This window comes from Pandoraea terrae, assembly GCF_902459695.1.
Classification (GTDB): domain Bacteria; phylum Pseudomonadota; class Gammaproteobacteria; order Burkholderiales; family Burkholderiaceae; genus Pandoraea; species Pandoraea terrae.
This window is the reverse complement of the sequence record NZ_CABPRZ010000008.1, coordinates 112073-131178: the sequence shown is the minus strand read 5'-3', so window position 1 is coordinate 131178 and position 19106 is coordinate 112073. Positions and strand designations below refer to the sequence as shown.

19 protein-coding genes and 1 pseudogene are annotated in these 19106 nt (G+C 61.0%); 10 read left to right on the top strand and 10 right to left on the bottom strand.

Translation table 11 applies throughout. From position 1 onward, the window contains the following. Positions 1-30: 30 nt before the first annotated feature. The 5 genes and pseudogenes from PTE30175_RS11605 to PTE30175_RS11585 form a co-directional block, all read right to left on the bottom strand. Entirely contained in the window at positions 31-1443 is a 1413-nt protein-coding gene (locus PTE30175_RS11605; protein ID WP_150697200.1) for a HAMP domain-containing sensor histidine kinase, read from the bottom strand. Next, entirely contained in the window at positions 1440-2105 is a 666-nt protein-coding gene (locus PTE30175_RS11600) for a response regulator (protein WP_150697199.1), read from the bottom strand. The genes PTE30175_RS11605 and PTE30175_RS11600 overlap by 4 nt, the downstream gene beginning before the upstream one ends. A gap of 143 nt (positions 2106-2248) precedes the next feature. Beyond that, positions 2249-3463 (bottom strand): annotated as a pseudogene (locus PTE30175_RS11595) (MFS transporter). A gap of 85 nt (positions 3464-3548) precedes the next feature. Further along, the gene (locus tag PTE30175_RS11590; RefSeq protein WP_150697198.1) at positions 3549-3857 is read right to left on the bottom strand and encodes an acylphosphatase; all 309 of its coding nucleotides are present in this window, start codon (positions 3855-3857) and stop codon (positions 3549-3551) included. 97 nt (positions 3858-3954) lie between these two features. Continuing rightward, positions 3955-5148, bottom strand: a complete 1194-nt coding sequence (locus tag PTE30175_RS11585) for an MFS transporter (protein ID WP_150697197.1) — start codon at positions 5146-5148, stop codon at positions 3955-3957. 59 nt (positions 5149-5207) lie between these two features. Here PTE30175_RS11585 and PTE30175_RS11580 point away from each other — a divergent pair, with 59 nt between their 5' ends. After that, on the top strand, positions 5208-6164 hold the full coding sequence (locus PTE30175_RS11580; RefSeq protein ID WP_150697196.1) for a chromate resistance protein ChrB domain-containing protein: 957 nt from the start codon (positions 5208-5210) through the stop codon (positions 6162-6164). Beyond that, complete coding sequence (locus tag PTE30175_RS11575; RefSeq protein WP_150697195.1) at positions 6161-7327, top strand: chromate transporter; 1167 nt, start codon at positions 6161-6163, stop codon at positions 7325-7327. The genes PTE30175_RS11580 and PTE30175_RS11575 overlap by 4 nt, the downstream gene beginning before the upstream one ends. A 149-nt stretch (positions 7328-7476) precedes the next feature. On the opposite strand, the gene PTE30175_RS11570 is transcribed toward PTE30175_RS11575, so the two are convergent. After that, positions 7477-7899 (bottom strand): MerR family transcriptional regulator, encoded by a 423-nt coding sequence (locus PTE30175_RS11570; protein ID WP_150697194.1) that lies wholly within the window; start codon positions 7897-7899, stop codon positions 7477-7479. A gap of 67 nt (positions 7900-7966) precedes the next feature. Between PTE30175_RS11570 and PTE30175_RS11565 the strand changes: the two genes are divergently transcribed. From PTE30175_RS11565 to PTE30175_RS28610, 3 genes are read left to right on the top strand one after another with little or no spacing between them, the layout of a single operon-like run. Next, on the top strand, positions 7967-8317 hold the full coding sequence (locus tag PTE30175_RS11565; protein WP_150697193.1) for a mercuric transporter MerT family protein: 351 nt from the start codon (positions 7967-7969) through the stop codon (positions 8315-8317). Positions 8318-8326: 9 nt separating this feature from the next. Then, entirely contained in the window at positions 8327-8614 is a 288-nt protein-coding gene (merP, locus tag PTE30175_RS11560; RefSeq protein ID WP_150697192.1) for a mercury resistance system periplasmic binding protein MerP, read from the top strand. Continuing rightward, on the top strand, positions 8614-8835 hold the full coding sequence (locus PTE30175_RS28610) for a GDCCVxC domain-containing (seleno)protein (RefSeq protein ID WP_150697311.1): 222 nt from the start codon (positions 8614-8616) through the stop codon (positions 8833-8835). Before merP ends, PTE30175_RS28610 begins: the two co-directional genes overlap by 1 nt. An 81-nt stretch (positions 8836-8916) precedes the next feature. Here the strand turns inward: PTE30175_RS28610 and PTE30175_RS11550 are convergent, their stop codons facing one another. Further along, positions 8917-9978, bottom strand: coding sequence for a DMT family transporter (locus PTE30175_RS11550; protein ID WP_150697191.1), 1062 nt, complete (start codon positions 9976-9978; stop codon positions 8917-8919). A 151-nt stretch (positions 9979-10129) separates the two neighbouring features. Between PTE30175_RS11550 and PTE30175_RS11545 the strand changes: the two genes are divergently transcribed. From PTE30175_RS11545 to PTE30175_RS11525, 5 genes are all read left to right on the top strand, one after another. Next, positions 10130-10489, top strand: a complete 360-nt coding sequence (locus PTE30175_RS11545) for a hypothetical protein (RefSeq protein ID WP_150697190.1) — start codon at positions 10130-10132, stop codon at positions 10487-10489. A 99-nt stretch (positions 10490-10588) separates the two neighbouring features. Beyond that, positions 10589-11884: a TolC family protein gene (locus tag PTE30175_RS11540; RefSeq protein WP_150697189.1), complete on the top strand. Its 1296-nt coding sequence runs from the start codon at positions 10589-10591 to the stop codon at positions 11882-11884. Positions 11885-11895: 11 nt separating this feature from the next. Further along, positions 11896-13422 carry an efflux RND transporter periplasmic adaptor subunit gene (locus tag PTE30175_RS11535; protein WP_150697188.1) on the top strand — a complete coding sequence of 509 codons (1527 nt, stop codon included), beginning with the start codon at positions 11896-11898 and terminating at the stop codon, positions 13420-13422. Further along, a complete protein-coding gene (locus PTE30175_RS11530) occupies positions 13419-16625 on the top strand; it encodes an efflux RND transporter permease subunit (RefSeq protein ID WP_150697187.1) in 3207 nt (1068 codons plus the stop codon). Before PTE30175_RS11535 ends, PTE30175_RS11530 begins: the two co-directional genes overlap by 4 nt. After that, complete coding sequence (locus PTE30175_RS11525; protein WP_150697186.1) at positions 16622-16978, top strand: copper-binding protein; 357 nt, start codon at positions 16622-16624, stop codon at positions 16976-16978. The genes PTE30175_RS11530 and PTE30175_RS11525 overlap by 4 nt, the downstream gene beginning before the upstream one ends. Before the next feature lie 371 nt (positions 16979-17349). On the opposite strand, the gene PTE30175_RS11520 is transcribed toward PTE30175_RS11525, so the two are convergent. The 3 genes from PTE30175_RS11520 to PTE30175_RS11510 form a co-directional block, all read right to left on the bottom strand. Then, positions 17350-18291 (bottom strand): copper resistance D family protein, encoded by a 942-nt coding sequence (locus PTE30175_RS11520; protein ID WP_150697185.1) that lies wholly within the window; start codon positions 18289-18291, stop codon positions 17350-17352. After that, a complete protein-coding gene (gene copC / locus PTE30175_RS11515) occupies positions 18291-18665 on the bottom strand; it encodes a copper homeostasis periplasmic binding protein CopC (RefSeq protein ID WP_150697184.1) in 375 nt (124 codons plus the stop codon). Before copC ends, PTE30175_RS11520 begins: the two co-directional genes overlap by 1 nt. 66 nt (positions 18666-18731) lie before the next feature. Continuing rightward, positions 18732-19076 (bottom strand): copper-binding protein, encoded by a 345-nt coding sequence (locus PTE30175_RS11510; protein ID WP_150697183.1) that lies wholly within the window; start codon positions 19074-19076, stop codon positions 18732-18734. Positions 19077-19106: the final 30 nt, after the last annotated feature.

Sequence of the window (19106 nt, the reverse complement as noted above, 5' to 3'; positions counted from 1 at the left end):
TCGCGGGGGGCCGGCGCGTGCCCCTCGGGGTCACGTCGTGCCGGCCTCGTGCAGCGGAACATCGTGCGAGGCGGCAGCGCCTTCAAGCGAAGTCGTCGCCGGGATCTCGAACACCATGCGCAAACCAGTGCCCCCCGGCGCGGCTTCGGCAAAGATACGGCCGCCGTGCAGTTCCACGAGACTGCGGCAAATCGCCAACCCCAGTCCGGTACCCTTGTCCTCACCGGGACGCGGGATACGCACGAAGCGTTCGAAGATGCGCTCACGCTGCTCCGCCGGCACGCCCGGCCCCTCATCCTCGATACTCACTTGCCAAGTGCCGTTCATGAGCGTGGAACGCAACGTGACCCGGCCGCCGGGCGGCGATGCCGAAAACGCATTGCTCAGCAAATTGAGCAACACCTGCCGTAGCCATTTCGGTTCGATAGCCGCCTGGCCGCGGCCGTGGTGAGTCAGGAAAAACCGCAGCGCCTGATGCTCCGCCAGCACGTAGGCATCCTGGGCGAAGCTTTGCAGGAACGGCTCGGGGTCCTGCGGCTTGAGATCGAGCGTAATGGCACGTGCGTCGGCACGCGACAGGAACAGCAAGTCCTCGATGATGCGGCTGAGATGCGCGAGCTCCCGGAGCTGGATCTGGACTGACTGCTCCTGCGCCGGCTGCAGGTGTCCCTCCACCACCAATTTCTCCGCCTGCAGTCTCACCAGCGTCAAGGGCGTCTTGAGTTCATGTGACGCCTCGGCGGTAAATCGGCGAATCTGATCGAACGAGACCTCCAGACGGTCGAACATCTGGTTGAGCAGGCGCGCCAAGTCCGAAATCTCGTCCTTCGCCGCCGAGACCGGAATCCGCTCGCTGAGATTGTCCGAGCGAATGCGGTCGGCAGTGTCCTGAATCAACCTGAGCGGGCGCAGCGCCATGCGGCTCAAGCCATAGCCGATAACGCTGCTCACCAGGATCATGACCAGCAACAAGCCGTAGAAGGTCCGTTCGTAGCCGTCCATCACCACCCGGACGTGACGCTTCGAGGTTGCGATGACAACCTTGAACGGCCCCAAGGCAAACGTGTCCGCCCGCAACTCGCCCAGCCCGTCGACAAACACATTGAAGGCCTGGCCCGCCGGCAACGGGACAATTTCCCGGCCGCGCAGGCCCTGCGAGCGAAACACCCTATCGCCGTTCGGCCCGTAGACCTCGACATAGAACAGCTCAAGATTGTCGGTCATCATGGCCTGCACGCGATCGCGCAGCACGTCTCGCGGCAATCCATTGCCGACCGGGCCGATTCCGGCTTTCAGTTGCTCGAATTCCGATTCGTTGAGCAAGTCGAGCGCGTGAATGGCATGACGCTCGATGAAGTAGCGCCCGGCCAGGAACAGCGAGGCGAAGGTAACGGTTGAAGCCAGTACGTAGCAGATTGCCAGGCGCGCGCCAATCGATTTCATATGAGCTGATAGCCCACGCCACGTACCGTCTTGAACAGCGGCTTTCCGAGGGGACCTTCGAACTTGGCGCGCAGCCGGCTCATGTACACGTCGAGCAGGTTGGTGTCGACGTCGTAGTGCGATTCCCAGATCTTCTCGGAGATCAGGGTACGCGTCAGGATTCGGCCAGGATTCTGCAGGAATATTTCAAGCAAGGCGAATTCCCGGCTGGTCAGGTCGATCGGCTGCCCGTTCAGGTGCACCGTACGGCTCAGGAGATCGAGCTTGACGCCCTGGTGCTGCAGGATCGTTTCCTTCACCGCAGATTGGCGCCGCAACAGCGATCGCATGCGTGCCAGGAGTTCTTCAAGACTGAACGGCTTGGGCAGATAATCGTCCGCGCCCACATCGAGCCCGCTGACGCGGTCCTCTACGGCATCGCGCGCGCTGAGGATCAGCACCGGCTCATTGAAGCCGGCGCGGCGCCATTCACGCAACAGGTCGAGGCCATCGCCGTCAGGCAATCCAAGATCCAGCACGATGACGTCGTAACTGGTCGCACAAAGGGCCTCGCGCGCCTCGGCACAGCTGGCCACCCACGTCGCGGTATACGCACGTTCGTTCAGCGCCTGCTTAAGAAACTGTCCCAGTTTTCGCTGGTCTTCAACGATCAGGATTTTCATATTTCAAGCCGCATCGAAGGTAGTTTCAGGCTAGCGCAAAGTCACCGACATCACAAGCCGCACACCGGATTGCCGGCGTTTTCGGCCCATTTCTGAACAAGAATTCAGCCGGCGCTCAGCTTGCGTTCAGTTTCGCCGGTTTATCAGTCAGCGGCGCGGTTGCGTGTTTGGCCGAGCAGGAGCAGCACAATCGTGACGCAGCAGAAACCTGCGCCGGCGTAGAACGTCGCCGCGGGGCCCATACGGTCCCAAAAAATGCCCGCCGTCACGCTCGATGCAAGCGTGACGATGCCGCTCAACAAATTGAAGAAGCCGAACGCGGTGCCACGCAGTCGCGCAGGGGCGGCATGCGCGACCATCGTCGCCAGCAAACCTTGCGTCATTCCCATATGTAGCCCCCACAGCACAACGCCTGCCAGCACGGCGCCCCAGTGCGTGCCGTGCGCCAGGACAATGTCTGAGGCAATCAGCGTGGCCCGCCCTGCCACGAGCAATTTCATGTGACTCGTCTTGTCGGCCAACCAGCCAAACGGATAGGCGGAGACGGCGTATACGAGATTCATTGCGACCATCACCAGCGGCACCCAGGCGATCGGAATGCCGCTCCCCATGGCGCGCAGTACGAGAAAGGCTTCGCTAAAGCGCGCCAACGCGAAAACTGCGCCGATGACCGCGACCCAGCAGTAACCAGCGCCCAGATGTTTCAGGCTATCCCAACGAATCGGGTTAACGCGTTACGCATCGCGATCGCGCGCGGGCTCCTCGATGCCAAAGGTCAATAGTCCGACCGCCACCAGCCCGGGAACCACGGCAATCCAGAAGGCACGCCGGAAGTCGTTTGCCCACAGGAGCATGATGGCGACCGCAATGAGCGGGCCCAGGAAGGCGCCTACAGTATCGAGCGACTGGCGAAGACCGTCGGCCGCGCCGCGCAAATGGGGGGGCGTGACATCGGCGACGAGCGCATCGCGCGGTGCGCCCCTGATGCCCTTGCCGACACGGTCGATGATCCGCGCCGATACCACGACACCGATCGTGGGCGCCAACGCGAAGAGGGGTTTGCTGAGAGCCCCCATCCCGTAGCCCACGACCGCGAGCCATTTGCGATTGCCAAGGTAATCGCTCAACGTACCGGAAAATACTTTGACGATCGGAGAGGTCGCCTCTGCGATGCCTTCGATCAGGCCGATAGCCGTGGCGCTTGCACCCAGCCCCGCCATGAGAAACATCGGCAACAGGCTGTGGATGATCTCGGACGAAATATCCATGAACAAGCTGACGCAACCGAGCACCCAGATGCTGCGAGGAAGCTGCCGCAGCACGCCAAATCTTCCTTGTGCGTCCAATTCAGGCTCCATATTAGGAAGCAGCCCCCGACATCAGGATGAGTCCTGGATTACGTTTTTGTCATGAAATCGCGCGTAGCGCAAAGCGCGCCTGAACTCACAGAGTCGGCAATCGCTCGAATCGGTCGAAGCGCGGGTACGGTGGCGGTACCTCGGTGACGTCCAGCCCATCCACAAGCGCTGCGGGCAGGCCTTCGCTCAACCAGGCGCACATGTCGGCAAGCTGCGCAGGCGTGCCCTGCAACATGGCCTCGACGGAGTCGTCCATGCGATTGCGAACCCAGCCGGTGACACCCAGTGCCCGGGCATGACGCACACAGGCTTCCCGATAGCCGATGCCCTGCACGCGACCGCGCACGCGCACCAGCCGGGTCTCAAGCCCCCTATCGCTTCCGTCAGCTTCCATGCGTGTGATTCTGCCATATGTGGCCACCGGTTCGTCTCGTCGCGCGCCTGACATCGCCTCGGTCAGGAGCGGTGCACCGGACATGACCGAGGCGATGTCACTCCTCCGGTGGCCGGACTTTTCTGAACATCGCGAGTAGCAACAAGTCGTAGCTGATTTTGATGGTGCCCGCCGCCAGCAGCGGCCACCCGAACGACGTCAGGCCCAGCAGATACCCGGCCAGGACCGGGCTGGCGGCCGATGCCAGGCTACGTGGCACTGACGTTACGCTTGCGGCCGCCGGGCGCTCTGCCGGAGGAACGATCGCCATCACGTAGGAGCTTCGCGTTGGCACGTCCATCTGCGACAACGCACCCCGAATGAAAAGTAATGCGATCGCGTAGCTGACGTCGGGGACAAATGGCATCGCGATCAAACACAAGCTCGACGGCAGGTGCGTGAACACCATCGTGTTCACCAACCCGATCCGTTTGGCGATGCGCACGGCCGCGAGGTACGAGAGCGCGGTGAGCAGCCCCGTCCAGAAAAAGACCGTTCCCGCCGCGGCCGCCGACAGACCGAATCGCTGATACAACCAGAGTGCCATCATCGACTGCACGATGAGGCCTCCCCCGAAAGCATCCAGACTAAACAACGCGGCGAGCGTGTAGACGTTCTTCTTCGATTTTTCCAGCGCCGCGGTCGCTTGCCGCGCGTCGGCGCCCAATTCAGCCGGCAGATCGCGATACGCCCATCCGGCCATGCAAGCGAGCAACGCGTAAAGCCCAAACATCCCCTGGATCGCTGCCGTGGAGGTCAGCCCTGTCGCGCCAACCAGTACCGCAGGCAGTGCCGCGGCGAGTGCCCCCAGGGCGGACGACATGGACGCCACCAGACTGTAGCGCGCAAATGCAGCAGTCCGCCCTTCGTCGCTCACGGTGCGCGACAGTGTCGCGTGTTCGAGCGGCAAAAAAATGCTGACGTCGCCGCTGGAGGGGTTCAGGGTTCCCACGAAAGCGACCACCACGAGCGGCCAGAAGCGCGTTTCGAGCGCAAACGCGACGCCGGTGGCGGCCATCAACGCGGCGGCGCCGAGCAGCAACGCACGGTAGGGGTAACGGCCAGCATACAGGCTCACCGCAAGGGTCATCAGGCCGGAACCCAACAGCGTAGCGGTCGCGACGACACCCACCTGCAGCGGCGTGAAGCCAAGCCCCAGCAAATACAGCGGCAACAGCAGGCTGACATAACCGTCGCCGAAGGCCCGCAGTCCTTTGGCGACCAGGAGGCTGATCACGGCGGGATGTCGCATGCTTATATGCCAAATAAATTTATTTGTAGTTAACGATACATCAAAGTAGACTTTGCTACATGAACAATTGGCTCACCCTGATTACCAGTCTTCCGACCGAAAACGCCACCGCCCGCATGCGCGCATGGCGGGCGCTCAAGGCATCCGGCGCTGCCGTATTGCGCGACGGCGTTTATCTGCTGCCATCGCTGGATAGTTGCCAAACAACGTTATCGGCCATTGCGGCAGACGTGATGTCGTCCGGTGGCTCGGCCCATCTTCTGCACGTGGCAGAGCCGAACGGCGCGGATTTCCCCACCCTGTTCGACCGCGGCGATGATTACTCCGCGCTGTTGGCCGACATTGGCCGGGCCCGCGACGCGCTAAGTGCCGATACGGCGCTCGATACACTCAAGCTCTTGCGCAAGCTACGCAAGGCGTTCGCAAACCTGGCCGACATCGACTTCTTCCCTGGCGAAGCGCAGAAGCAAGCGAATGCCGCGCTGGAGGAACTCGAGGTGGCGGCAAACCGGTCGCTGGCACCTGACGAGCCGCACCCAATCGAGCGGGCGATTCCATCCCTGGCGATCGGCGACTATCAAGGCCGGACGTGGGCTACCCGTCATCGGCCGTGGGTCGACCGTCTGGCCTGCGCCTGGCTGATCCGGCGCTTCATTGACCCGCAGGCTCGCTTGCTGTGGCTGCAGCGCCCCACCGACTGCCCAGCCGATGCACTCGGGTTCGACTTCGACGGCGCGCACTTCAGCCACGTGGGTGGGCGCGTCACTTTCGAGGTTCTGCTGGCAAGCTTCAGGCTCGATCAACCTTCCCTTGGCCGCATCGGAGCACTGGTGCACTACCTCGATGTGGGTGGCATCCAGCCGCCCGAGGCAGCCGGGATCGAGCAGGTGTTGGCGGGACTGCGCCAAACGCTCACGGATGACGATCAACTCCTCGCTGCCGCCAGCCATATTTTCGAGGGCTTACTGACAGCGTTCGAGCCTGAGGCCGGCGCTCACGGGAATTCCGGAACATGAGCGAGCACATCAAACCGCCTTACACCCTATGGCAATTGGCCTTGTATTTCATGCGGCTGGGCACCTTCGGATTCGGCGGCCCCGTGGCGCTGGTGGGCTACATGCACCGCGACCTGGTGGAGCGGCGCAATTGGATCAGCGAGTCGGACTACAAGGAAGGACTGGCGCTGGCACAGATCGCCCCCGGTCCACTGGCGGCGCAACTCGGCATCTATCTCGGCTTTGTGCACTATCGCATCCGCGGCGCTACGGTGGCGGGCTTCGCGTTCGTCATGCCGTCTTTCCTGATGGTCCTGGCACTCGGCTGGGCTTATGTATCGTTCGGCGGACTGACCTGGATGCAGTCCGTGTTCTACGGGGTCGGCGCGGCGGTGATCGGCATCATGGTCATCAGTGCGCACAAACTCACGGTCAAGAACGTGGGCAGGGACAAGCTCCTGTGGGCCATTTACCTGCTGCTCGCGGCCGTCACAGTGATCACGCAATCCGAAATCGCCTGGCTGTTCATTGGGGCCGGGGTGCTGGTGTGGCTAGTGCGCTGCAAGCCCAGGCTGGGCTCCTGGAGCCTCGCAGTGCTGTCGCCGGCGCAGAGCCTGCCCAACCTGGCGCTTGCCACGGCCACAGATCCCAACACGTTGATTCAGATCGCACTGTTCTTCACCAAGGCCGGTGCATTCGTGTTCGGTTCCGGACTTGCGATCGTGCCGTTTCTTTACGGCGGGATCGTCACCGAGCATCACTGGCTCAACGACAAACAGTTCGTCGATGCAGTGGCCGTCGCCATGATCACACCCGGGCCGGTAGTCATCACCACCGGCTTTATCGGCTACCTGATCAGCGGCGTGCCGGGTGCCTTCCTGGCCGCGCTGGCCACTTTCGTGCCGTGCTATCTCGTCACTGTCATCGCGGCACCGTATTTCAAGAAGTACGGCAAACTTCCGGCCCTGGTGGCGTTCGTGGACGGCATTACGGCCGCAGCGATCGGGGCCATCAGCGGCTCGGTAGTCGTGCTGGCGCAGCGCTCAATCACCGATGTACCGACAGCGTTACTGGCGGCGGTCACGGCGGCATTGCTCTGGAAAGTCAAAAAATTGCCGGAACCGATCATCGTGCTGGGGGCAGCACTGGTCGGGCTTGTCGTCTATCCGTTGATGCATCACTGAGGTCCCCGCCGATATTGTCGTGCCGGCCTTCCATTCAGTCGCGCAGTTTACGAATTTCCGTGTTGAAATCCCCACACGACCGGGAAAGCCCGACCCACGTTGCCAAGGTTGTCGCCGCGCTTTGTGTGCGGGGTCACAGATGAGCTGACTCACGCCCCAGGAGAGCCCGTCACATCGCTCTCATCCATAAGGGAACCGATCAGCGGACAGGCGACCTTACCCGTCGATGTGGCGCAGCGCATTACGAGCGTCGCCAGTGCACCTTCCAGCGTTTGCAAGTCCTTTATGCGTCGGCCCACGTCTGCAAGCCTGTGTTCGGCGATGGCACGTGCGGTGGCACACGTCTGCCCATCGTGCAATGACAGTAACGTCTCCACCTCGTCCAGGGAAAAGCCAAGGGCCTGAGAGCGCCGGATGAAGCGAAGTCTCGACAGCGCCGCTGCCGGATATCGACGAATGCCACCGGTCGGCCGAGGCGGTGTCGGCAACAGGCCCCGGCGGTGGTAGTACCGTATCGTTTCGACGTTGACGCCCGCCGCCCCGGCCAATTGCCCAATGGTCATCTCTTGCATGACGCGCTTGACTCCGTACCCAAGTACGCACCTAGACTAAACTTAAACACTTCACAAGGAAAGCGTCATGTCACGTCGCAGGACCGCCACCGGCACGCTGCTCACGGGCGCGGCTGCAGCGATAGGCGCATCTGCCTGCTGCGCGGGGCCCTTACTTTTGGTGGTTCTGGGCCTCGGAGGCACCTGGGGGGCGCGCCTGACTGCACTCCAGCCGCTTCAGCCACTCTTTGTCGCCGCATCGCTCACGTCCTTCGTACTGGCCTTCCACAGGCTCTACGCCCGGCCAGCGAACTGCGCCCCGGGTGAGGCGTGCAGTGTGTCTCCGGTTCGGCGACGCCAGCGAATAATTTTCTGGGTGATAGCCGTCCCTGCGTCGGCGCTGATGGCGTTCCCCTTGTATGCACCGCTCTTCTACTGACCATTCGCCATGAAAAAATTCATCGCTTCGTGTCTTGCCATTGCGTTGACCACTGCCTCGGCGTTGGCGGCGGCGCAACGTACCGCAACGCTGGAAGTCACGAATATGGACTGCGCGGTATGTCCGATTACGGTTCGCAAGGCTTTGGAAAGGGTGCCAGGTGTCACATCGGCAAACGTGGATTTCGAGACGAAGCGCGCGGTGGTGGCATTTGACCCCGCCAAGGCTTCTCCCGCGTCGCTGACAAAGGCTACGACTGACGCCGGCTACCCATCCCATCTCGTGCAGGTGCAATGATGGGCACTGTCACGCTGCAGTCGACCATCACGTGCCCGGTATGCGGGCACGCGAAGGAAGAAACGATGCCGACCGACGCCTGCGTATGGTTTTACGAGTGCGAACGCTGCAAGACCGTGCTCAAGCCTAAACCCGGGGACTGCTGCGTGTACTGCTCGTACGGCACCTGTCAGTGTCCACCGATGCAACAGCTTGGCCCATGCTGTATCGGATCAGTATGACGCGAATGCTTAACGGGTCCGTCGCGCGAAGTGGCCTTGCAGCCACATTTTGACGCCGTCCCCTATCGCACGCACGTCGCGTTAATGCCGATGACGGTGATGGATGTCCGGGAAATGCGGGTGTACATGCGTTACCGGCTCGTGCCGATGCGAATGCGTGTGCGGCTCCCGACCATCCCAGGAAAAATCGTGGTCGTGCTGATGATGTTCGTCGTGACGATGCCTGTGGGTGTGCTCCAACGGTTCGTGGGTATGAGCATGCTCATGGCGCTCCCGGATGTGAAGCCAGACACCCAGCGCCATGAGCGTAGCGGCTACCCAGAACAGCGCAGACGGCATTTCCGGCCATATGACGAACGACAGGGCGACACCGAACAGCGGGGCAACTGAAAAGTAGGCGCCAGTCCGCGCCGTACCAAGATTGCGCAGAGCCACCACGAAAAGCACCAGACTCACCCCGTAACCGCCGAAGCCGGTCAGCATGGCTGCAGCGATCTTCGCGGCACCGGGAAAGTGGCCGCCCAGCAAAAGTGCGATAGCCAGATTGACCGGTCCGGCAACCAATCCCTTCAGGCACGCGATGACCATCGCATCGTTGGTCGAAACTTTGCGGGTAAGGTTGTTATCCACCGCCCAGCACACGCACGCTGCGGCAATGAGCCATGCGCCAAGCGGCACGCCCGAGGCCCCGGGTTGCCACGACAGCACCACGCCGCCGGCCACAATAGTGACCATCCCAAGAAAAACTTGCAGGGCGACATTCTCTCGAAATACGACCCAGGCAATCAGCGCCGTGAAGACGCCCTCGAGATTTAGCAATAATGCACTCGTGGCCGCCGGGGTCGTGCTCAAACCTAGCATCAGCAGCGCCGGCCCGGCGACACCGCCCGCCACAATGGCGCCGGCCAGCCACGGGATTTCGCCTCGTTGAATACGGCTGTCGCTCGAGTCTCGCGCGTCGCTTCGCTTCAATCGCCGAGCCACGATGACCGCCGCAAGGCCGATACCGCTCCCCAGATAAAACAGGCCAGCCACCATGAACGGCGAAATCGAGCCAAGAAGGGTCTTGGCCAGCGGCGTCGCCGCGCCAAAGAGGGCGGCAGCAAGAAGCGCCGTAAAAATGGCATTAGCGTGTGCGTTCATGGTCGTCTGCTTTCGCGGGTGATGGGGTATCGCGCCAACGTAATATAAGGATAGCCCGGATAAAACACACCATTCATCAACAATACCCACATCGGCATCCCATTGGCGCTTGTGATGTTCAGGTTAGAATTGTGACGCTATACTGGGCACCATGAAACTGCTTCGGACATTTTTCCTTCTGCTGCTTTGCGCCATGCTGCCCCTTTCCGGGCTGGCAGCCAGCGGCTTGACGGGAGCCTGTCCGATGCAAATGTCCTACGCCGGCGACGAGGGGGCGATGGCAGGCGAGATGCCGGATTGCGATTTCATGAAGGCGCCGACCAGTGTCAAAATCAAAGCGCCTTTCTGCAAGGCGACCGCTGTGTGCCAACTGGGTAGCTTATATCACCCGGTCTCGGAACTTGCAGTCACCGGCCCTATCACTTCGTCTGACTCGGTTTCCGACGTCTACATCGACGTCCTCCGCGTTCGCGCCCCCGACGGTCCGTGGCGACCTCCCACCTCGCTTTAACCCCACCGAGCAATAACTCATCGCTCGCCGCGTCAGTGGCGGAATAGCTCTATTTCGGAGCGCGATTCCCTATGGGATTCGTCGAATCGGGGTTTTAACATGTACCTAACCTTTGGTACGCCGGTGAATCGGCGTACTCAGGCACGCGCGTGTGCCATATTTGCGGCGCTATTGTTGGGCTGTGCCCCAGCATACGCCCAGGAAGCGGACTTCACGCTTGAAGCCGCATTGCAATCGGCGATGAGCCGCTCTGCGTCGATGCAGGCAGCACAATCGTCTGTGCGCTCCAGCGCCGAGGCTGCAGTGAAGGCCGGCCAGTTGCCGGACCCTATGCTGAAAGCCGGGATTGACAATCTTCCGGTGAACGGCGACCAACGCTTTAGCGTTGGCCAGGACTTCATGACAATGCGCCGCATCGGCATTGAACAGGAATGGGTGTCGTCGGACAAGCGGCAACTGCGGACCGACCTCGGCAACCGAATGGTTGACCGCGAACGCTCGGGCTACCTGGCCCAAATCGCCAATGTGCGGCAGCAGACCGCCACGGCCTGGTTAAATGCCGCATATGCCAAACAGTCCGTAGCCTTGCAACAGGCGCTGGTGATGCACATGACGCACGAACTTGGGGCGACCGGTGCCTTATATCGCGGCGCCAAGGCATCAGCGGGCGACGTGACCCAAGCCCGGGTCATGCTGGCGCAGGCCCAGGACCAGTTGCTCAAATCCCGGCAATCATTGACGTCCACGATTATCGGACTATCGCGGTGGACCGTGACGCCGGTCGCGGATGTGGTCGGCGACCCGCCAGCGCCGATTTCGACGGTACCCTCACTGACGCCGGACCAGCTCAAGCAAGTTCAGCCCGCCCTCATCGCGGCCTCGGCGGATATCGCCGTAGCGAATGCCGACACGGCGGTGGCCACCAGCGCGCGGTCCCCGAATTGGACCTGGGAGGTGGCATATCAACAGCGAGGCAGTCAATTCTCAAACATGGTGTCCGTCGGTGTCAGCATTCCATTGCCCATTCATCGAGGGAGTCGCCAAGACCGAGACGTGGCAGAAAAAGCCGAGCTCAGCACCAAAGCCCGGCTGATGTTTGACGATACGCAACGCCAGGTGGGCGCCGATATTCGGAATCTTGCGACGGTTCTGGAGAACGGCCGCGAACGTCTCGCCAACTTGAATCGGACGTTGTTGCCCGCCGCTGACCAAAGAGTGCAGCTTGCCACGGCCGCCTACAAGGCCGGCACCGGTTCGCTAGCCGATATTTTCGCGGCCAAGCGCGCTCAGCTCGAAGCGCAGTTGCAAGTGCTGGATTTGCAGCGGGACGTTTCGCTGGCCTGGGCTCAACTCGAATATCAAGTGATTCCGCCGAACATCGCGGCCGTCCAGTGAAGGAGAAGCACATGAGAAAGAAGCCACTGGCCCTCGGCGTCTCGGGAATCGTCGCGGCCACCGCACTTGTCGGCGTCGGCTATTTCGCGGGGGCGCATCGGTCGGCCCTACCGGCCACCGCGACGCCCATGGCAACAGCCACGCCGGATAAAGTCGACCCAAATACTGGCCGCAGGGTCCTGTATTGGCACGACCCGATGGTACCGAACCAACAGTTCGACAAGCCGGGAAAATCGCCGTTCATGGACATGCAGCTGGTTCCTGTCTACGCGGACGAAGCAGGCGGGGCTGGCGTCAAGGTGGACGCTGGACTGCAGCAGAATCTCGGCATCCGCTACGCCACCGTACACCAGCAGGCGGTTAGCGAGGGCTTCGACGTCGTGGGCACCACCCAGTTCGACGAATCCCGGGCCGACGTCATCCAATCGCGCGTCACGGGCTATATCGACCATCTGTATGCCAACGCCCCCATGCAGCGCGTGACCAAGGGCGCGCCGATCGCATCGCTGTTTGTACCAGACTGGCTGGCCCCGCAGGAAGAATACCTTGCACTGAAGAACGGCCAGATGGATGACAGCATGTTGACGGCTGCACGTGCCCGCATGCGAGCGATGTCCATTCCGGACGGCCTCATCGCGGCGCTTGACCGAACCGGCAAGGTGCAAACGCACATCGTGCTGCCGTCACCGGAAACGGGCGTGCTGACGGAACTGAATGTCAGAAGCGGCGCGATGGTCACGCCCGGCCAGACATTGGCAAAAGTCGCCGGCCTGTCGACGCTCTGGCTCGTCGTGGAAATTCCGGAAGCCATGGCGTTGCGCGTGCAACCTGGAATGACGGTCGACGCGACTTTCGCCGGCGATGCGACCCGGCACTTCAACGGACGAATTCGCGAAATCCTGCCAGGCATCAGCGCCGGCAGCCGTACTCTGCAGGCCCGACTGGAGCTCGACAATGCCGGCGGCGAACTCACGCCCGGTATGCTGCTGCGGGCGCGGGTGGGTGCGCAGAATACCGCTTCTCGCCTGCTGGTCCCGTCGGAAGCCGTCATTACGACCGGCAAGCGGTCCGTGGTCATCGTCAAGAACAGTGACGGGCGCTTGCAGCCCGTCACCGTCACCGTGGGTAGCGACTTCGGTGATGACACCGAGGTATTGAGCGGTCTGAGCAACGGACAACAGGTCGTAGCGTCCGGCCAGTTCCTGATTGACTCGGAAGCCAGCCTGAAGTCGATTCTTCCCAGGCTTGAAGGCGGCACGGCAACTGCCGCAAGCGCGTCGGCGCCGGCATCGTCAGCCACTGCCGCCCAGACTTACGAGACGACCGGAAAAGTCGAGAAGGTCACGAAAGAAGACATCACGTTCTCACATCAGCCGGTGCCCGCGCTGGGATGGGGCGCAATGACCATGGCGTTCGGCAAGCCGTCGCCGACGGCCTTTGCAGACGTAAAGGTGGGGCAGACCGTTCGCTTCGCCTTCAAACAGACCGACGACGGTTATCAATTGACGAAGGTCGAAACAGCGGGAGGCAGCCAATGATTGCGCGCCTTATTCGCTGGTCCATCCACAACCGTTTCCTCGTGTTGTTGGCGACTGTGCTGTTAGCTGGCTGGGGGGTGTATTCGCTGTCTCGCACGCCGCTCGATGCGCTGCCAGACCTGTCGGACACCCAGGTCATCATCAAGGCCTCGTATCCGGGTAAGGCGCCGCAGGTCGTAGAAGACCAAGTGACCTACCCGTTGACGACCACGCTGCTGGGGGTTCCAGGGGCAAAGACGATTCGGGCGTATTCATCGTTTGGCGATGCCTTCGTCTACGTGTTGTTCGAGGACAAGACGGACCAATACTGGGCGAGGTCGCGTGTGCTGGAGTACCTCAATCAGGTCCAGAGCCGCTTGCCGCAAGGGGCGACCGTCTCCCTTGGGCCTGACGCCACGGGTGTCGGTTGGGTGTACGAGTACGCCTTGATCGACCGTGCCGGCAAGCACGACCTCGGCCAACTGCGCGCCCTCAACGACTGGTTTCTCAAGTTCGAACTGAAGTCGGTGCCCGATGTGTCGGAAGTCGCGTCACTCGGCGGCATGGTCCGCCAATATCAGGTCGTCCTCGACCCGGACAAGCTTCGCGCCTATGGCATCACACAGGGGACGGTAGCTGACGCGCTCGCCAAGGCGAACAAAGCATCGGGCGGTTCGGTCCTGGAAATGGCGGAATCGGAATACATGGTTCGCTCATCCGGTTACCTGCGCTCGCTCGACGACTTCCGCAACATCGTGTTGCGCACCAACGATGCCGGAACACCCGTGCTGCTGGGCGATGTGGCACGTGTCCAAATCGGCCCCGAAATGCGTCGTGGCATCGCCGAACTGAACGGCGAAGGCGAAGTTGCAGGGGGTGTCATCGTCATGCGTTCCGGCAAGAATGCGCTGACGACAATTGATGCCGTCAAGGCCAAGCTGGCTGAATTGAAGAAGTCGCTGCCGCCTGGCGTCGAGGTCGTGACGACGTACGACCGGTCTCGGCTCATCACGCGTGCGGTGGACAACCTCAAAGACAAGCTCATTGAGGAATTCATTATCGTCGGGCTCGTCTGCGCGGCATTCCTGTTCCATTTGCGTAGCGCATTCGTCGCGATCCTCTCGCTGCCGCTCGGCGTGCTGGCCGCGTTCATCGTGATGCGTTACCAAGGGGTGAACGCGAACTTGATGTCGTTGGGGGGCATCGCCATCGCTATCGGCGCCATGATTGACGCAGCCATCGTCATGATTGAAAACGCGCACAAGCATTTGGAGGCGTTTGCGAATGACAATCCGGGTGCGCCGCCGACCCTGAGTCAACGATGGGAACTCATTGCGGAATCGGCCGCCGAAGTGGGCCCGGCCCTGTTCTTCTCGTTGCTCATCATTACCCTGTCGTTCATTCCAGTGTTCTCGCTTGAGGGTCAGGAAGGCAGGCTGTTTTCGCCCTTGGCATTCACCAAGACATACACCATTGCGGCAGCGGCGGGCTTGTCGGTAACGCTCGTGCCGGTGTTGATGGGCTATTTGATTCGTGGCCGTATCCCGCACGAGGCGTCGAACCCCATCAACCGGGTGCTGATTCGACTGTATCGCCCGTTGCTCGAAGGCACGCTGCGACGCCCGTGGCTCGCCATCGGACTTGCTGTCCTGACGTTGGTTCTGACAGCGATTCCCGTTGCGCGGCTAGGTGGGGAATTCATGCCGCCGCTCGATGAGGGGGACTTGCTTTATATGCCGACCGCCTTGCCCGGCATTTCAGCGGAAAAGGCGGCAGAGTTGCTGCAGCAGACGGACCGCCTGATAAAGACGGTACCGGAGGTAGCGTCGGTCTTCGGCAAGTCAGGACGCGCAGATTCCGCAACCGACCCGGCGCCGCTGGAAATGTTCGAAACGACGATTCAGTTCAAGCCTCGTAGCGAATGGCGGCCGGGCATGACGCCCGAGAAACTGGTTGATGCGCTGGACCGTACGGTAAAGGTGCCCGGTTTGTCGAATGTCTGGGTGCCGCCTATCCGCAATCGGCTGGACATGCTTTCCACCGGTATCAAGACACCGGTGGGCGTCAAGATTTCCGGCGCCGACCTCACGCAAATCGACAAGATTGCGACGCAGGTCGAGGCAGCCGTCAAGCATGTGCCGGGCGTCACTTCCGCATTGGCCGAGCGTCTGACTGGCGGCCGGTACATTGACGTCGACATCAATCGACAGGCGGCTGCACGCTATGGCCTATCCGTCGCGGACATCCAGGCAGTCGTCTCATCGGCAGTGGGTGGCGAGAATGTCGGCGAAGTCATTGCCGGCCGGGAGCGCTTCCCCATCAACATACGGTATCCACGGGAAGTACGGGATTCGCTTGAGAAGTTGCGGCAATTACCGGTCGTGACGGACCGGGGCGCGCAAATCCAGCTCGGGGACGTGGCTGCCATCAAGATTGCCGATGGGCCGCCCATGATTCGCAGCGAAAACGCCCGGCTGTCCGGATACGTTTATGTCGACATCCGGAACACGGACCTGCAAACGGCTGTGAAGGCGATGCAGCATGCCGTGGCAGAAAAGGTCGCGCTGCCTCCGGGCTACGCCATCGCATGGTCGGGTCAATTCGAATATTTGGAACGCGCCGCCGCCACGTTGCGCACGGTGATTCCGGTGACCCTCGCCGTCATCTTCATCCTGCTGTTTCTGACGTTCAATTCCGCAGTGGACGCGCTGTTGCTGATGTCCACGGTGCCGTTCGCCCTGGTCGGTGGGTTCTGGCTCATCTGGAGTTTGGGCCATGCGGTCTCGGTCGCCACATCGGTGGGATTTATCGCACTTGCGGGCGTGGCCGCCGAGTTCGGCGTCGTCATGTTGCTTTATCTGAAAGGAGCGCTCAATCGCAGACTGGAACTCGGCGAACCGCTGACCGAGGCGATGCTCATGGATGCGATTCGTGAGGGCGCCGTTTTGCGGGTTCGTCCCAAGGCGATGACGGTGGCGGTCGTGCTTGCGGGCCTTATCCCCATCATGGTCGGCCATGGTGCGGGCGCGGAAGTCATGCAGCGTATCGCCGCGCCCATGGTCGGCGGGATGGTCACCGCCCCCATCCTGTCGATGTTCGTTATCCCGGCCGCCTGGTTGCTGTTGCAGCGTCGGCGCCTTGAGCGTGCTGCGCGCTCGGCATTTTCCCTTGCAGTACCCTCCGGCACGAAAGTGTCGTCAACGCAATCTGGAGAAATTCAATGAAGAAGATTCACGTCACATCGCTTGCACTTTTGGCAATCGCTGCACTTTCCGCCCCGGCATTTTCCGCCGGTGACATGCCCGGCATGGACATGCCGATGAAGTCGTCGGGGACGATGGCCTCGTCAAATGCTGCGCTCACTGACGCCGTTGTCAAGAAGGTCGATGCAGCCACCGGGATGGTTACCCTGAAGCACGGGGCGCTGGAAAACGTCGGGATGCCGGCCATGACCATGGCGTTCAAAGCCAAGGACGCCGCCATGGTCAAGCAGGCTCACGAAGGCGACAAGGTGAAGGTCCGCGTCGAAAACGTGAACGGCACAATGACCATCGTGAAGCTGGAAAAGCAAAAGTAAGCGTGCGGCAAGTGCTGAAAGTGGCGACCATGACGTTGTGAATTGCTATTTCAGCGTCACGCTTTTTTACGAATCCGGCGATTTACATGAATACGAAATCGATACGGGCGGCCGCTCTCTCAGCGCTCTTGTTTGCCGTCAGTGCCTTCACCATGGCTGCAGACGGTCCCGGTACTGCCAGTTCTGCAGCCCCCTCAGCAAAATCCCGAGAGCATAGTTCCATGATGGGGATGGAGGGAATGATGGGCAGCTGCCCGATGATGGGCGGCGCCACAGAGATGACGGGAATCTCCCCGGCAATGGGGCGAGCCGAAAGAGACTGGGGAGCGATTGCCGTGGCCAGGACGCGACCTCGACTACCCCACCACACACTACGCTGTTCCCGGAAGCGGGCTGGATACAAGCACCGCGGCGCTGACGAGAACGCCTGCCAGCACCAAAGATTCGACGTGGAGAACCGCCGAAAATCGTTTTAGTGGACGCATGGGCGATTCAGATGACGCGTACCTGAGCGAAGAAAGCAATCGCGGCATCTCGAAGAACCGGTTGTGAGCGCCAAGGGCAGCAGCCACGGATACGAGTGCTAGCTTGAGTAACAGTATTTGCCCGTATGCCGATTCCAGCAGATTGCCCGGCGTGTTGAGACCTCGCCATCCGTTATATGCCCCGGTGAGGAATAGCGCTATCAATGCAAACGTGGCGGCATCCGAAAGAGACCGCACGAACTCGGCGCTATTCACATGCTCGCCGCTTGGCGCGCCCAAAAATCGCGGTACAACGAGATACGTCGTTACCAGCACAAGCCCTACCCAAGCACTAACGGCGAGCAAATGCACCCAATCCGCCCAAACCGGCAGGCTGAAGAGCCCTGCATCGACCGGATGACCACCGTTGCTTCGAGCAAGCGCAACCCCCGCGAGCGCCAGCCAAAACAAGACGGAAAATCGAATCGATTTGCCCGGCTGGATTAGCGACAGAATGGCCACGAACAGCATCAGGCTTGCGCCGACCAACCAAGCGTGTCCAAAAGCGGTTTCCACCAGCATCGAGCGTATCGCAGGCCCCGCCTCCAGAAGCGTGGAGTCACTCATCAATGCGCAATGAATCCAGAATACAAACGCGCTGGATATCAAGGCACCGAACGATGCGACGCGCAAAGCGCCAAGCAGACGCCGGCTAACGCCGGCTTGCCATACGGAGCTTCGGCGTGCAAGCCACCTGTCGCTGAGCAGAACACCCACAACGACCGCGAAACTGATGTTCTGTAGTGCAACAAACGCCAGCCGCAAAATGCCGAGGAAACCGTCGTTCATCACTTCACCTTGAAGGCGTATGTGCCCTTGGTCTTGTGGGCGTCTGCTGTCATGACAGCCCACTGCACAGTGTATGCGCCGGAAGCTAGTTTGGGGACTGCCAGGGTCAAAACATGCGGATTCGAAGCGTCAATTTTGGCCTTCTCTTGTGTCACAGGAGTGCCAGAGGAATCCGTGACCTTAATCGTGCTGAAGGCGGATTCCAGATTCTCGTTGAATGTCAGGCGAAGTGCGCCGGGCGACACGGCCACGGCGCTATCTGCGGCCGGCACGGAATTTTCTAACTTGCCGTGCGCGACGGCCAGAGCCGGAGCAAGTCCGACGGTGGCGACAGCCGCAGCACGGATGAGTTGTATGCGCACAATTTTCTTCATGTTAGTTGCCGTAGTGGCTGAGTTTTTGGGAAGGGGCGACCGAGCACCGACGCGCCACTTTCGCGCTTACTGCTTTTGGAGCTTGGTCACGGTCAGGGCGCCGTTGGCTTCTTCGGCAACGAAATCAATCTTGTCGCCGACTTTGACTTGGGACACCATGGTCGGGTCCTTCACCTTGAAAACCATCGTCATGCCTTCCATGCCCAAGTTTTCCAGAGGACCGTGCTTGATGGTCAGTTTTCCTGCTGAGGCGTCAATTTTCTTGATTTCGCCATGCGACATGCTGTTCTTGGTATCGCTTTGTTGGGTGTCACTCCCCATTTTCATGTTGCTCATATCTCCTGCCGCAAAGGCAGTCGCCGACACAAGCAGTGCACAACCAATCGCAATCGATGCAAGTACGTTCTTCATCACGTTATCTCCAAAGTACAAAGCACAAAT

Bases quoted from the DNA above. Each gene is read 5' to 3' on its own strand.
- PTE30175_RS11605 (WP_150697200.1), bottom strand. From the start codon at position 1,443: ATGAAATCGATTGGCGCGCGCCTGGCAATCTGCTACGTACTGGCTTCA.
- PTE30175_RS11600 (WP_150697199.1), bottom strand. From the start codon at position 2,105: ATGAAAATCCTGATCGTTGAAGACCAGCGAAAACTGGGACAGTTTCTT.
- PTE30175_RS11590 (WP_150697198.1), bottom strand. From the start codon at position 3,857: ATGGAAGCTGACGGAAGCGATAGGGGGCTTGAGACCCGGCTGGTGCGC.
- PTE30175_RS11585 (WP_150697197.1), bottom strand. From the start codon at position 5,148: ATGCGACATCCCGCCGTGATCAGCCTCCTGGTCGCCAAAGGACTGCGG.
- PTE30175_RS11580 (WP_150697196.1), top strand. From the start codon at position 5,208: ATGAACAATTGGCTCACCCTGATTACCAGTCTTCCGACCGAAAACGCC.
- PTE30175_RS11575 (WP_150697195.1), top strand. From the start codon at position 6,161: ATGAGCGAGCACATCAAACCGCCTTACACCCTATGGCAATTGGCCTTG.
- PTE30175_RS11570 (WP_150697194.1), bottom strand. From the start codon at position 7,899: ATGCAAGAGATGACCATTGGGCAATTGGCCGGGGCGGCGGGCGTCAAC.
- PTE30175_RS11565 (WP_150697193.1), top strand. From the start codon at position 7,967: ATGTCACGTCGCAGGACCGCCACCGGCACGCTGCTCACGGGCGCGGCT.
- merP (WP_150697192.1), top strand. From the start codon at position 8,327: ATGAAAAAATTCATCGCTTCGTGTCTTGCCATTGCGTTGACCACTGCC.
- PTE30175_RS28610 (WP_150697311.1), top strand. From the start codon at position 8,614: ATGGGCACTGTCACGCTGCAGTCGACCATCACGTGCCCGGTATGCGGG.
- PTE30175_RS11550 (WP_150697191.1), bottom strand. From the start codon at position 9,978: ATGAACGCACACGCTAATGCCATTTTTACGGCGCTTCTTGCTGCCGCC.
- PTE30175_RS11545 (WP_150697190.1), top strand. From the start codon at position 10,130: ATGAAACTGCTTCGGACATTTTTCCTTCTGCTGCTTTGCGCCATGCTG.
- PTE30175_RS11540 (WP_150697189.1), top strand. From the start codon at position 10,589: ATGTACCTAACCTTTGGTACGCCGGTGAATCGGCGTACTCAGGCACGC.
- PTE30175_RS11535 (WP_150697188.1), top strand. From the start codon at position 11,896: ATGAGAAAGAAGCCACTGGCCCTCGGCGTCTCGGGAATCGTCGCGGCC.
- PTE30175_RS11530 (WP_150697187.1), top strand. From the start codon at position 13,419: ATGATTGCGCGCCTTATTCGCTGGTCCATCCACAACCGTTTCCTCGTG.
- PTE30175_RS11525 (WP_150697186.1), top strand. From the start codon at position 16,622: ATGAAGAAGATTCACGTCACATCGCTTGCACTTTTGGCAATCGCTGCA.
- PTE30175_RS11520 (WP_150697185.1), bottom strand. From the start codon at position 18,291: ATGAACGACGGTTTCCTCGGCATTTTGCGGCTGGCGTTTGTTGCACTA.
- copC (WP_150697184.1), bottom strand. From the start codon at position 18,665: ATGAAGAAAATTGTGCGCATACAACTCATCCGTGCTGCGGCTGTCGCC.
- PTE30175_RS11510 (WP_150697183.1), bottom strand. From the start codon at position 19,076: ATGAAGAACGTACTTGCATCGATTGCGATTGGTTGTGCACTGCTTGTG.